16 protein-coding genes are annotated in these 13,104 nt (G+C 53.1%); 9 read left to right on the forward strand and 7 right to left on the reverse strand.

Annotated features, from left to right (window positions below; genetic code table 11):
* Nucleotides 1-234: 234 nt before the first annotated feature.
* The 4 genes from dinI to mdtH all read right to left on the reverse strand — a co-directional run bounded on the left by dinI (nucleotide 235) and on the right by mdtH (nucleotide 3,581).
* The gene (gene dinI, locus OGV89_RS20645; RefSeq protein ID WP_003036157.1) at nucleotides 235-480 is read right to left on the reverse strand and encodes a DNA damage-inducible protein I; all 246 of its coding nucleotides are present in this window, start codon (nucleotides 478-480) and stop codon (nucleotides 235-237) included.
* A gap of 65 nt (nucleotides 481-545) precedes the next feature.
* A complete protein-coding gene (gene pyrC, locus OGV89_RS20650; RefSeq protein ID WP_200002942.1) occupies nucleotides 546-1,592 on the reverse strand; it encodes a dihydroorotase in 1,047 nt (348 codons plus the stop codon).
* 105 nt (nucleotides 1,593-1,697) lie between these two features.
* Nucleotides 1,698-2,258 (reverse strand): lipoprotein, encoded by a 561-nt coding sequence (locus OGV89_RS20655; protein ID WP_003036163.1) that lies wholly within the window; start codon nucleotides 2,256-2,258, stop codon nucleotides 1,698-1,700.
* A 114-nt stretch (nucleotides 2,259-2,372) separates the two neighbouring features.
* On the reverse strand, nucleotides 2,373-3,581 hold the full coding sequence (mdtH, locus tag OGV89_RS20660; RefSeq protein ID WP_003036166.1) for a multidrug efflux MFS transporter MdtH: 1,209 nt from the start codon (nucleotides 3,579-3,581) through the stop codon (nucleotides 2,373-2,375).
* A 259-nt stretch (nucleotides 3,582-3,840) separates the two neighbouring features.
* On the opposite strand from mdtH, the gene rimJ reads away from it, so the two are divergent.
* From rimJ to murJ, 4 genes are all read left to right on the forward strand, one after another.
* On the forward strand, nucleotides 3,841-4,425 hold the full coding sequence (gene rimJ, locus OGV89_RS20665) for a ribosomal protein S5-alanine N-acetyltransferase (RefSeq protein WP_016149925.1): 585 nt from the start codon (nucleotides 3,841-3,843) through the stop codon (nucleotides 4,423-4,425).
* Nucleotides 4,426-4,459: 34 nt separating this feature from the next.
* Nucleotides 4,460-5,107, forward strand: a complete 648-nt coding sequence (locus tag OGV89_RS20670) for a YceH family protein (RefSeq protein WP_003846810.1) — start codon at nucleotides 4,460-4,462, stop codon at nucleotides 5,105-5,107.
* Between the two features lies 1 nt (nucleotide 5,108).
* Nucleotides 5,109-6,032, forward strand: a complete 924-nt coding sequence (locus OGV89_RS20675) for a Gfo/Idh/MocA family protein (protein WP_200002941.1) — start codon at nucleotides 5,109-5,111, stop codon at nucleotides 6,030-6,032.
* A gap of 222 nt (nucleotides 6,033-6,254) precedes the next feature.
* Nucleotides 6,255-7,790, forward strand: a complete 1,536-nt coding sequence (gene murJ, locus OGV89_RS20680; protein WP_047412118.1) for a murein biosynthesis integral membrane protein MurJ — start codon at nucleotides 6,255-6,257, stop codon at nucleotides 7,788-7,790.
* Nucleotides 7,791-7,875: 85 nt separating this feature from the next.
* On the opposite strand, the gene flgN is transcribed toward murJ, so the two are convergent.
* From flgN to flgA, 3 genes are all read right to left on the reverse strand, one after another.
* Complete coding sequence (flgN, locus tag OGV89_RS20685) at nucleotides 7,876-8,298, reverse strand: flagella biosynthesis chaperone FlgN (RefSeq protein ID WP_003036178.1); 423 nt, start codon at nucleotides 8,296-8,298, stop codon at nucleotides 7,876-7,878.
* 3 nt (nucleotides 8,299-8,301) lie between these two features.
* Entirely contained in the window at nucleotides 8,302-8,595 is a 294-nt protein-coding gene (gene flgM, locus OGV89_RS20690) for a flagellar biosynthesis anti-sigma factor FlgM (protein ID WP_003036183.1), read from the reverse strand.
* Between the two features lie 93 nt (nucleotides 8,596-8,688).
* The gene (flgA, locus tag OGV89_RS20695; protein WP_003036186.1) at nucleotides 8,689-9,348 is read right to left on the reverse strand and encodes a flagellar basal body P-ring formation chaperone FlgA; all 660 of its coding nucleotides are present in this window, start codon (nucleotides 9,346-9,348) and stop codon (nucleotides 8,689-8,691) included.
* Nucleotides 9,349-9,505: 157 nt separating this feature from the next.
* Between flgA and flgB the strand changes: the two genes are divergently transcribed.
* Genes flgB through OGV89_RS20720 form a run of 5 tightly spaced genes read left to right on the forward strand, consistent with a single transcriptional unit; the run spans nucleotide 9,506 to nucleotide 13,096 of the window.
* A complete protein-coding gene (gene flgB / locus OGV89_RS20700; RefSeq protein ID WP_003846806.1) occupies nucleotides 9,506-9,922 on the forward strand; it encodes a flagellar basal body rod protein FlgB in 417 nt (138 codons plus the stop codon).
* A 3-nt stretch (nucleotides 9,923-9,925) separates the two neighbouring features.
* On the forward strand, nucleotides 9,926-10,330 hold the full coding sequence (flgC, locus tag OGV89_RS20705; protein ID WP_003036191.1) for a flagellar basal body rod protein FlgC: 405 nt from the start codon (nucleotides 9,926-9,928) through the stop codon (nucleotides 10,328-10,330).
* A gap of 11 nt (nucleotides 10,331-10,341) precedes the next feature.
* Nucleotides 10,342-11,040 (forward strand): flagellar hook assembly protein FlgD, encoded by a 699-nt coding sequence (gene flgD / locus OGV89_RS20710; protein WP_003832158.1) that lies wholly within the window; start codon nucleotides 10,342-10,344, stop codon nucleotides 11,038-11,040.
* A gap of 26 nt (nucleotides 11,041-11,066) precedes the next feature.
* Nucleotides 11,067-12,320 (forward strand): flagellar hook protein FlgE, encoded by a 1,254-nt coding sequence (gene flgE, locus OGV89_RS20715; RefSeq protein WP_003036197.1) that lies wholly within the window; start codon nucleotides 11,067-11,069, stop codon nucleotides 12,318-12,320.
* A gap of 20 nt (nucleotides 12,321-12,340) precedes the next feature.
* Nucleotides 12,341-13,096 carry a flagellar basal body rod protein FlgF gene (locus OGV89_RS20720; RefSeq protein ID WP_003036200.1) on the forward strand — a complete coding sequence of 252 codons (756 nt, stop codon included), beginning with the start codon at nucleotides 12,341-12,343 and terminating at the stop codon, nucleotides 13,094-13,096.
* Nucleotides 13,097-13,104 lie beyond the last annotated feature (8 nt).

Consider the following 13,104-nt stretch of genomic DNA (forward strand, 5'->3'; position numbering starts at 1 on the left):
AAAGAGGGAAGGGCATAAATTTTTTGTTTTCAGCGTTATCTGACTAAGAAACCAACATGTTATTCATTTTTTTTTAGTATGTTGCACAATTATTTTGTTGTTTTGGTTAAAAGATAATCGGTGGGTTAATATTAAATTAAATACTCGTCAGAAGAAATGCGCGATTGATTACAGGATAGTGTGTATAAAAAAGCCGGGGCGACCCGGCAAACAAACATCACTGCATATCATTATTTATTCGTTGATGAACCAGTCATCCGCGCTTTCCCAGGTTTCCTGTAGGATCTCGCTGATGCGTTCTTTGTCCTCTTTAGTCGCGCCAATAACCGACAAATTGTTTGCGCCGGCATAACGGACGGTAACGTTACCTTCGTTATCCGGAAAATGGTGCTGAATACGGCGGGAGAGTTCACCAGCCAGTGCGTCAATTGCACCGGCAGGTAAAGGTGAAGTTTTGGCAATAGTGACTTCAATACGCATAGTAGCCCCCTGTGGAATATACTGTTTATTTATACAGTTATTCGCATCAGTTGGCTACACTTTTTTTAGCTTTTTACTGACCAACGTACCGTTTCGCCACCCAGGAAAGGCACCAGCGTATCGTCTTCCAGTGCAATGCTCTCAGGAACCAGGTGCTCCATGCGTTCCAGCTCAATAAAGGTCTCATTTACCGGCAAGCCATAGAACTGTGGGCCGTTGAGTGAGCAGAAGGCTTCGAAATGGTCCAGCGCATTCATCTCTTCAAACACGGTGGCATAACTGCCCAGCGCGGTCGGTGCATTAAAACAGCCCGCACAGCCACAGCTTGACTCTTTGCGATGACGCGCGTGCGGCGCTGAGTCGGTACCGAGGAATGCGCGCTTAAACCCGCTGGCAACCAGTTCACGCAGCGCCTGTTGGTGGACGTTACGTTTGAGGATCGGCAGGCAATACAGGTGAGGGCGAATCCCGCCAACCAGCATGTGGTTGCGGTTAAACATCAGGTGCTGTGGCGTAATGGTCGCAGCCAAAAGTTCGTTACCGTCGCGAACGTATTCGGCAGCATCTTTGGTGGTGATATGCTCGAACACCACTTTCAGCGAGGTCAAACGCTGACGCAGCGGTTCCATCACCGTTTCAATAAAGCGCGCTTCGCGATCGAAAATATCGATATCTGCATGCGTGACTTCGCCGTGCACCAGCAGTGGCATACCCAATTTTTCCATCCGCTCCAGCACCGGCATGATGGCGTCAATAGAGGTTACGCCATGCGTCGAGTTGGTGGTGGCATTGGCTGGATAGAGTTTTGCCGCGGTGAATACGCCTTCGTTAAATCCACGTTCCAGCTCGTTGGGATCCAGCGTATCCGTTAAGTAGCAGGTCATTAATGGCGTGAAGTCGTGTCCGGCAGGTACCGCGTCAAGAATGCGCTGGCGATAAGCGATAGCCGCGTCAACCGTGGTGACGGGCGGTGCCAGGTTCGGCATGACAATGGCGCGGCCATAAATCTCACTGGTATAGGGCACGACAGTTTTTAACATGTCGCCATCGCGAAAGTGAAGATGCCAGTCGTCTGGGCGGCGGATCTTTAAAACCTGGGATGGTGCAGTCATCAATATGCTCCGGCTGAGGATAGTCTTTTTTGCCGGAAACAAAGGATAAGCGGAAACGTTTTCGTTTGCACGAAAAAAAAGGGCGCATCAGCGCCCTCAGTTTTATTAGTCGGTGAACGGGATGATGATTTCACCCGGTTTCACCTCAATACCTTTCGCCAATTTTTTCGCCAGCGCTTCACCCTGGCTGCTGTCATCCTTCAGAATGTACGCTGGTTGCTGGTTGAAATAGTTACGCAGCGATTGATTTAAATACGGCATCAGCGTTTGCAGTACTGACTGCATTTTTTCTGGCGTGACGGTGGCGTCGACGACTTCCATCTCTTGCAGATAAATCGCGCCTTTTTCTTTATTGAAAACCGGTAAGGCTTTCAGCTTCAGCTTCATGGTCGCTTTCTGACTGCCAAACAGGGAGTTCATGTCCAGGTTGGCATCGCCGGTCAGGGTTACTTTGTTTGGCTCTTCACGACCAATCTGGCTGGCGAGATTATTCAGTACGATATGTGCTTCAGCAACGCCGGGCAAACCGATGTCTTTTGAAAAGTTATTATGCTTTGCCAGGGCTTGATTAATTTCTTGCTCGCTAACCGTGTATTGCGTGAGTTGATTACAACCAACCAACAGGCCGCTGACAATCAGTGCAGCGGCAAAAAAAAACTTTTTCATGGGGTTCCTCAACATGATGCATGTGGTGTAATCGTGACACAAAGCATCATCGAGTACCAGCGCCCCGGACGCCAGCAGAAAAAACTGAAAAGTGCCCGGACGCAGGTTCGGCTATCAGGCGTCTGGCTCCAGCATACCTCGCGTTGGGCGTTTGAGACTGAATTGCCAGCCCAGCGCCAGGAAGGTGATGAAGCCAATAATACCGAGCATCATCCAGGGCAGCTCAGGCTGTGCCAGGGCCTTGCCCATGTCAAACAGCCAGCCGCCGCCGACATAGCCAATTGCGCCGCCGATGGCGAGTCCCAGTCGGCTGAAGCCCATATAGCTTCCTCTGGCCCGCGCATTCGCCAGCGAGGCGCTCAGAGTTTCACGCGCCGGTTCGGCGATGATCGAGCCAATATAGAACGTGCAGATCAGGGTGAACAACTGCTGTAAATTCCCGACCAGCCCAATGGGCATCATACTTAGAGACATCACCAGCAGGCCCGCCATCAGACGATGTTCAAGGCGAAAGCGTTTTTCACTCCAGCGGGCAATCGGGTACAACAGCGTTAAAGAGAGACATGCCTCAATGGCATACATCCATTTCACGGCGGCTGGTGAGCCAGCGATGTCGTTCACCATGATGGGCAGCATCAGCATCACCTGTACCGCCAGCATGTAATAGCCCGCCAGCGTCAGCACATAGGTGACAAAGCGCTTGTCATGCATCACATGGCTCATCCCTTCACGCACCGGAATTTTCACCGTCGACAGCTTCCATGCCGGGAGCAGCCAGGCGTTAAACGCCGCGCACAGAACGAACAAAATTGCGCCGGTGGCACATACCAGACGGAAATCGTATTGCAATAACCAACTGCCGAGTAACGCGCCGACCACGGCCCCGGCGCTATCCTGCATCATCAGAATAGAGAAAAAACGCCCGCGCTTTTCCGGGCGGATCAGCTTGACTACCAGCGCCGAACGGGGAGGGTCGAACAGCGTGCCACCCAGCCCGGAAAGAAAGCAGGAAAACCACAGCAGCCACGGTTCATGCGCAATGCCCATGGTGGCGAACCCGGCTGCGCGCATCAGCATGCCGGTGACGATCATCGGTTTGGCGCCGAAACGGTCAGCAATAGCACCACCGAAAATACCCAACCCCTGCTGGATAAATTGACGTAATCCAAGCGCGATACCGACCATCACGGCGGCCCAGCCCATTTGGTCGACGAAACGAATTGAGATCAGCGGGAAAACGACGAAGAAACCCAGCACGACCAGCATATTATCGATGAGAAGGAAGTATTTACCCAGGTTCCTTGCCTGCGAGACTTGCGACATTTCCCCTCCAGGGAAAAACTCGTCACTCTGGATAGAGTTTAAAAGATAGGCACCTCCTATTCTGCGGTGTCGTCATCGCTTTTCCCACCCTTCGCGGGACAATATTTTTTTATCAAAAGTCCGTCTTGATAGAGAGTTTTCATCAAAATGTGTGAATAATTCAAAAAATGGCATTTTGCTCTTTTCACAGGGAGTATTCGCACAGGTATAGTAATGCGAATAGCGTATAGAAGACGTTACGGGAAGGAGTAGGTATAGAATGTTTGGCTATCGCAGTAACGTGCCAAAAGTGCGCTTAACCACGGACCGCCTGGTCGTGCGTTTAGTGCATGAGCGTGATGCCTGGCGTCTGGCAGATTATTACGCAGAAAATCGTCATTTCTTAAAACCCTGGGAACCTATTCGCGATGAAAGCCACTGCTATCCGTCCGGCTGGCAGGCGCGTCTTGGCATGATCTCTGAGTTTCATAAACAGGGCACCGCTTATTATTTTGCGCTGCTCGATCCGGACGAAAAAGAGATTATCGGCGTTGCGAACTTCTCAAACGTAGTGCGGGGATCCTTCCATGCCTGTTATCTCGGCTACTCCATTGCGCAGAAATGGCAGGGGCAGGGGCTAATGTATGAAGCCTTAACTTCGGCCATCCGTTATATGCAGCGCACGCAGCATATTCACCGCATTATGGCTAACTACATGCCACATAATAAGCGCAGCGGTGACCTGTTGGCGCGACTGGGTTTTGAAAAAGAAGGCTATGCCAAAGACTACCTGCTGATTGACGGGCAGTGGCGCGATCACGTGCTGACGGCGTTGACCACATCAGAATGGACCCCCGGCCGCTAAGTTTCAGATGCAGCCATGATTAATGGAGAAGACGATGAAATACGAATTAACCGCCACCGAAGCACGAGTGATTGGCTGTTTATTAGAAAAACAAGTGACAACGCCGGAACAGTACCCACTCTCCGTTAATGGAGTCGTAACAGCCTGCAATCAAAAAACGAATCGTGAACCGGTGATGAACCTGTCGGAATCGGACGTGCAGGAGCAATTGGATAACCTGGTTAAGCGACATTTTCTGCGCACGGTGAGCGGCTTTGGCAATCGCGTTACGAAATATGAGCAGCGTTTCTGCAACTCTGAATTTGGCAATCTGAAGCTTAGTGCCGCAGAGGTGGCCGTAATCACTACACTGCTGCTGAGGGGCGCTCAGACGCCTGGTGAATTGCGTAGTCGCGCATCCCGTATGTACGAATTCAGCGATATGGCCGAAGTGGAATCGACACTGGAAAATCTGGCAACCCGGGAAGATGGGCCTTATGTGATCCGCCTGGCGCGCGAGCCGGGCAAACGTGAAAGTCGCTATATGCACCTGTTTTGCGGTGAGGTTGATGAAGCCGTTGCCGCGGCAGATCAACTCCCTGCAGCCTCCGGTGATCTGCAGGCACGCGTGGAAATGCTGGAAACGGAGGTCGCAGAACTTAAGCAGCGACTTGATTCATTGCTGGCGCACCTGGGAGACTAACGTGAATAAATTACGTATCGGCGTTGTCGGCCTTGGCGGTATTGCACAAAAGGCCTGGCTACCCGTGCTGGGCACCTCCGCGGACTGGACGCTGCAAGGCGCCTTTTCACCTTCGCGCGATAAAGCACAGCGTATCTGTGATACCTGGCGGATACCCTACGTGGATTCACTGGTGAATCTGGCACAAACCTGCGACGCGGTTTTCGTCCATTCCAGCACCGCGACTCACTATGCGGTCGTCAGTGAATTGCTGAATGCCGGAGTTCACGTGTGTGTGGATAAGCCGCTGGCGGAAAACCTGCGTGAGGCTGAGCAACTGGTGGAGCTGGCCGCGCGGAAAAAACTCACGCTGATGGTCGGGTTTAACCGCCGGTTTGCACCGCTGTACCAGGATCTCAAAACCCAGTTGAGCACCGCAGCGTCTGTACGTATGGATAAGCACCGTACGGATAGCGTTGGGCCGCAGGATCTGCGTTTCACTTTGCTGGACGACTATCTGCACGTAGTCGATACCGCATTGTGGCTGGCGGGAGGGCAGGCGCAGTTAAATAACGGCACGCTGCTGACCAATGAATCTGGTGCGATGCTTTACGCCGAGCACCATTTTTCTACCGGTCAAATGCAGATAACGACCAGTATGCATCGCCGTGCCGGTAGCCAGCGTGAGAGCGTGCAGGCGGTGACGGACGGTGGCCTGATTGACGTAACTGATATGCGGGAATGGCGGGAAGAGCGTGGGCAAGGTGTTGTTCATAAGCCGATAGCGGGCTGGCAAACGACCTTAGAACAGCGTGGTTTTGCCGGATGTGCGCGTCATTTCATTGAGTGCGTGCAAAATCAGACGGTTCCCCAGACGGCAGGCGAGCAGGCGCTACTGGCCCAGCGTGTTGTTGAAAAGCTGTGGCGGGAGGCGATGGCTGAATAACCCCCTGTAACATCTGGCGGTAGTAATTCATTGTAATCCAGGTACTATATGCCCACTCAAAATAACACCTCTTTTCAACCATAGGCTGATTTGTCGGCCTGATAAGGCGCTACGGTGTCGCCATCAGGCACAGCAAAAGTGTCGGATGGCGGCGAAAATGCCTTATCCGACCTACGGGCAGGTTTGTCGGGGTTTTGCCTCAGAGTCTGGAATACAACATAGATGAATTTATTAAAGTCGCTGGCAGCCGTCAGCTCGATGACGATGTTTTCACGTGTGCTGGGTTTTGCGCGTGATGCGATTGTCGCCAGAATCTTTGGTGCAGGGATGGCGACAGATGCCTTTTTTGTGGCATTCAAACTTCCTAACCTGCTGCGCCGAATTTTTGCCGAAGGCGCATTTTCGCAGGCGTTTGTGCCGATTCTTGCTGAGTATAAAAGCAAGCAGGGGGAAGATGCTACCCGCGTGTTTGTTGCCTACGTTTCCGGACTGTTGACGCTGGCGCTGGCTGTGGTGACGGTAGCCGGGATGTTGGCTGCGCCATGGGTGATTTTAGTTACCGCGCCGGGGTTTGCCGACACAGCGGATAAATTTGCGCTGACCACTCAACTGCTGCGGATCACTTTTCCCTATATTCTACTGATTTCACTGGCCTCACTGGTTGGTGCGATCCTTAACACTTGGAACCGCTTTTCTATTCCTGCGTTTGCCCCGACTTTTCTGAATATCAGCATGATCGGTTTCGCGCTGTTTGCGGCCCCTTATTTTCATCCGCCAGTGCTGGCGCTGGCGTGGGCCGTTACCGTGGGTGGCGTGCTACAGCTGATTTACCAGCTTCCGCATCTGAAGAAAATTGGCATGCTGGTACTGCCGCGTGTGAACTTCCGCGATGCGGGGGCGATGCGCGTCGTCAAGCAGATGGGCCCGGCGATCCTTGGGGTATCAGTCAGCCAGATTTCACTGATAATCAATACGATTTTCGCCTCGTTTTTGGCCTCTGGCTCAGTTTCGTGGATGTACTATGCCGACCGTCTGATGGAGTTTCCGTCCGGTGTGCTTGGCGTAGCGCTGGGGACTATCCTGCTGCCATCGCTGTCCAAAAGCTTTTCCAGCGGTAATCATGATGAGTATTGTCGCCTGATGGACTGGGGCCTGCGCTTGTGTTTCCTGTTGGCATTACCGAGTGCCGTAGCGTTGGGTATTCTGGCCAAACCACTGACGGTGTCTCTGTTCCAGTACGGTAAATTTACCGCCTTTGATGCCGCGATGACCCAGCGTGCGCTGGTGGCGTATTCGGTAGGTTTGATTGGTTTGATCGTGGTGAAAGTGTTGGCTCCGGGCTTTTACTCGCGCCAGGATATAAAAACGCCAGTGAAGATTGCCATTGTGACGCTGATTATGACCCAGGTGATGAACCTGGCGTTTATCGGGCCGTTAAAGCATGCCGGGCTGTCGCTGTCGATTGGTCTGGCGGCGTGTCTGAACGCTTCACTGCTGTACTGGCAATTGCGTAAGCAGAAAATCTTTACTCCACAGCCGGGTTGGGCCTGGTTCTTGACGCGACTGGTGATTTCTGTGCTGGTGATGTCGGCGGCACTGGTAGGGATGCTTTACATCATGCCAGATTGGTCGCAGGGAACGATGTTGTGGCGCCTGCTGCGTCTGATGGCGGTCGTGGTGGCAGGTATTGCTGCTTACTTCGCAGCACTCGCTGTGCTGGGCTTTAAAGTAAAAGAGTTTGTGCGCCGGACGGCATAAAGAATCAATGCCGGATGGCGGCATAACGCCGTATCCGGCCTACAAAAAGTGTAGGCCTGATAAGCAAAACGTTATCAGGCTTGCATCAGATAGAGAATTTTTTCCCGCCGCGGTGCGCAGCTGAAGTTTGACCGTTTGCGCCATACAACGCCGGTTCCTGGTGCGGTTTCAGCACTTGTATTGCTTGTTGATTACGCTCGATCTGCCCTTCCAGCAGCCAACCATTGTGCTGGTTGAGGTCGCGTAAGTGCTGTGTTTTCTTGGTGATAGTCTGCCAGCGTTCAGCAATCTCATCATTGGCGCTGCGCGTGGCGTCATGCTCCAGGCGGCGCTGTTGCTCAAGATAATCAAGGGTTGCCAGCAGCGAGCTTTTTTCTTCTGTAATACGCTGTAGCTGGCTGCCATTGATATGCCCTGCGGAAAGCTGCTGCTGTTCAGCATCCATTACCGTTTTCAGGTCATTGAGGACAGTCGTCATCTGGTCAAGTATTTCTGACAAACGAGTCATACTTTATTTACTCTGTAGGTAGCTCTGCGCCTCGCGAATCAGCGAGTCGGCAATTTTTCCGGTATCCATTTTCAATTCACCGTTACGGATTGCGGTTTTCAGTGCTTCCACGCGTTCCATATTGATGTCATTGGTGCCGGGCTGCATCAGTTTGGCCTGGGCGTCGCTCAGCATGACGCTGGTGCTGGTGGTCGCGGTGGTTTTTTCCTTCTGCGCTTTTTGTACCGGCGCATCGCTGGTTTCACGCGGCTGAACGGTGCTTACTGGCTTCAATGGTGAGGTACGATCAATGCTCATTTTATTTTTCCTCATCGAGGGGTTACGCTATAGCGGCCCGCTGTAATCATTGGTTGTTTATCTATCGGCACACGCTAAAAAATCTTTAACCTATTATAGGTTAATAAGAATATTCCCATCAGAATCGACGACGCCGCTCACCACCTGGCCTGAAATCATCCGCACTCGCGCATTCTGTGCGACAGCGGCGTTGTTCAGCGCTTTACCTTCGGCATTAACCCGAAAGCCATCTCCGTTGGCAATAACCAGCACGCGCTGACCGGCCTTGATCCGCCATGCCTGGCGCAACATCGAAAGCTGTATCGGTTGGCCCGGGACCAGATCGCGCAGGCTCACAGCATCCTGCACCTGACTCATATCCAGCACCGCGCGCGGCGGTAGTTGGTCCAGTCGACCACGTTTCAGCGTTACGCTGGCTGGGGTCAGGGTGCTACCTCGCGCTACAGGCGCGGCGGCTACTACGTAGTTTCCCGTCGCCTGGACGTTCACCTGCAGATAACGTTTTTCGTTGGCACAGCGAGCCAGCACATTCACATTACCCCACAGTTTCGCGCTACCTGACACGCTTAATGCCGGTTGCTCACAGCTCGGCAATAAGTTTGGCGACGTTCGGATAGTGACCACCACCTCATCGCTAAATCCGGCCAGGCGCTGGGAAAACCATGCCGTTAGCTGCGAATTCAGGTCTTGCGCCAGCGTCATAGGGCTGAACAGCAGTGCTGCCACGACTATTCCACGTTTAAACGTTTGCATCAAAACCTCGCGCTTTTTCAGGTAGTGGCAGGATTTTACCTGTGTGACGCAGTCATCAACGCAACAAATAGCGACGCATTTTGCGTTTATTCCGGCGATAACGCGCGCGTAATGGGATTTAAGCTGTCGGCTGAATTTTGTCATTTGCGGAGGAGATATGCTCGATAAGCTCGACGCCGCCTTACGTTTTCAACAGGAAGCGCTGAATTTGCGCGCCCAACGCCAGGAAATATTGGCGGCCAACATTGCCAATGCCGACACGCCGGGGTACCAGGCGCGCGACCTGGATTTCGCCAGTGAATTAAAAAAAGTCATGGTGCGAGGACGGGAAGAAACCGGCGGCGTTTCGTTGACGCTGACCTCTGCACAACACATTCCGGCCCAGACCGTTTCTTCGCCGTCTACGGAGCTGCTCTACCGTATTCCTGACCAGCCATCTCTTGATGGCAACACGGTGGATATGGACCGGGAGCGCACGCAATTTGCAGACAACAGCCTCAAGTATCAAATGGGGCTGACCGCGCTGGGTGGGCAAATCAAAGGCATGATGAACGTGCTGCAAGGAGGGAACTAATTCGTGGCGCTGTTAAATATTTTTGATATCGCAGGTTCTGCGCTGACGGCTCAGTCTAAACGCCTGAACGTCGCGGCCAGTAACATGGCGAATGCGGATAGCGTCAGCGGGCCCGACGGTCAGCCGTATCGCGCGAAACAGGTTGTTTTTCAGGTAGATGCTGCGCCAGGTGCGGCAACTGGTGGCGTAAAAGTTGCTGACGTCATTGAAAGTCAGGCACCGGATAAGCTGGTTTATGAACCCGGTAATCCGCTGGCCGATGCGAATGGCTACGTAAAAATGCCGAATGTGGACGTCGTTGGTGAGATGGTCAACACCATGTCAGCCTCGCGTAGCTACCAGGCAAACGTCGAAGTGCTCAACACCGTGAAAAGCCTGATGCTCAAAACGTTGACACTAGGCCAGTAAAGGAGGCGCACATGTCTATTGCTGTAAAAATGAATGACCCGAGCACGACGGGGGTTAATGCCGCCACGGGGAATAGCTCCCTGACGGGCAGCAATGCCGCTGATCTGCAGAGCAGTTTTCTGACGCTGCTGGTCGCACAACTGAAAAACCAGGATCCTACCAACCCGCTGCAAAACAACGAACTGACTACCCAGTTGGCGCAAATCAGTACCGTGAGCGGGATTGAGAAACTGAACACCACGTTAGGGTCGATCTCCGGGCAGATCGACAACAGTCAGTCGCTGCAGGCCAGTACGCTGATTGGCCACGGGGTCATGATCCCGGGTACTACCATCCTGACCGGTAAAGGGACGGAAGAGGGTGCCAAAACCACGACAACACCATTTGGCGTTGAGCTGCAGCAACCGGCAGATAAGGTTACCGCAACCATTACCGATAAAGACGGCAAAGTGGTACGCACCATTGACATTGGTGGATTGAAAGCGGGCGTTCATACCTTTACCTGGGACGGCACCATGACCGATGGCACGGATGCACCAAGCGGTTCTTACAACGTGTCAATTGCTGCCAGCAATGGCGGAACGCAACTGGTGGCACAGCCGCTTCAGTTTGCGCTGGTGCAGGGCGTTATTCGCAGTAACGGCGGTAATACGCTGGATCTTGGCACCTATGGAACCACCACCCTCGACGAAGTACGGCAGATAATTTAAGCCTTCACACTTATCAGGAGTAAGTCATGGCCTTTTCTCAAGCGGTCAGCGGTCTGAACGCTGCAGCGACCAACCTCGATGTCATTGGTAACAACATCGCCAACTCCGCCACCTACGGTTTTAAATCCGGTACGGCATCTTTTGCCGATATGTTTGCCGGTTCGAAAGTCGGTTTGGGCGTTAAAGTTGCGGGTATTACTCAGGACTTTACTGACGGTACTACCACCAACACCGGACGTGGTCTGGATGTTGCTATCAGCCAGAACGGTTTTTTCCGTATGGTAGACAGCAACGGTTCCGTTTTCTACAGCCGTAACGGTCAGTTCAAGCTCGATGAAAATCGCAATATCGTTAACATGCAGGGGCTGCAGTTGACGGGCTATCCGGCTACCGGTACCCCACCGACAGTTCAGCAGGGTGCAAACCCGGCACCGATCACTATCCCGAATACGCTGATGGCGGCTAAATCAACCACCACTGCGTCAATGCAGGTCAACCTGAACTCCACTGACAAGGTCCCTACCAAAACCCCGTTTAACCCAAGCGATGCCGATTCCTACAACAAAAAAGGCAGTGTTACCGTTTTCGATAGCCAGGGTAACGCTCATGACATGAACATTTTTTATGTCAAAAATGCGCAGAGCAACACTTGGGAAGTTTTCACTCAAGATGCTTCTACTGGGGATGCTGAGAAATCGGCAGGGTTTATGCGTTTTGATAATAATGGTTTGTTTTTAGGTATTAGTGCCACGGCAGCCGAGTTACCACCGACGGCTCCAGCCGTCTGGCCAAAGGATATCAAAATTACAACCGGTCCGATCAATGGCGCAGTTCCGGCGAACTTCTCCCTGAGCTTCCTGAACTCCATGCAGCAGAACACCGGTGCCAACAACATCGTTGCCACGAATCAGAACGGCTACAAGCCGGGCGATCTGGTGAGCTACCAGATTAACAATGACGGTACGGTGGTCGGTAACTACTCCAACGAACAGCAACAGGTTCTGGGGCAGATCGTGCTGGCAAACTTTGCCAATAACGAAGGTCTGGCGTCTCAGGGCGATAACGTCTGGGCCGCGACTCAGGCCTCCGGCGTGGCGCTGCTGGGTACCGCAGGCGAAGGTAACTTTGGCAAACTGACCAACGGCGCGCTGGAAGCGTCAAACGTGGATTTGAGTAAAGAACTGGTGAATATGATTGTCGCCCAGCGTAACTATCAGTCGAACGCGCAGACCATCAAAACCCAGGATCAGATCCTCAACACGCTGGTCAACCTGCGCTAAGCGCCTGACGGGATGGCTTAATGGATCACGCAATTTATACCGCCATGGGCGCGGCCAGTCAGACGCTGAATCAACAGGCGGTGACGGCCAGCAACCTGGCAAACGCCTCCACGCCAGGGTTTCGTGCGCAGCTCAATGCACTGCGCGCGGTTCCTGTAGAAGGATTGTCTTTACCGACACGTACGCTGGTCGTGGCTTCCACGCCGGGGGCCGATATGACGCCGGGTCAGATGGACTATACCTCCCGCCCGCTGGATGTGGCGCTGCAACAGGATGGCTGGTTAGCTGTGCAGACCGCAGATGGTAGCGAAGGATATACCCGTAACGGCGCTATTCAGGTAAGCCCAACGGGTGAACTGACTATTCAGGGACACCCGGTAATTGGCGAAGCCGGACCGATAGCCGTACCGGAAGGCTCGGAAGTCACCATTGCGGCGGACGGGACAATTTCTGCACTTAACCCTGGCGATCCGGCTAATACGGTCGCGCCAGTGGGGCGGCTGAAGCTGGTGAAGGCGACAGGGATCGAAGTGCAACGTGGCGATGACGGTATGTTCCGTCTGACCCAGGCCGCACAGGCTACCCGTGGTGCGACGTTACAGGCCGACCCCAGCATCCGTGTGATGTCGGGCGTGCTGGAAGGCAGTAATGTTAAACCGGTTGCTGCGATGAGCGACATGATCGCCAACGCCCGCCGCTTTGAAATGCAGATGAAAATTATCAGTAGCGTGGATGATAACGCGGGCCGCGCCAACCAACTGCTGTCGATGAGTTAATACAGGAC

The organism is Citrobacter sp. Cf125 (genome assembly GCF_030333935.1).
Classification (GTDB): domain Bacteria; phylum Pseudomonadota; class Gammaproteobacteria; order Enterobacterales; family Enterobacteriaceae; genus Citrobacter; species Citrobacter freundii.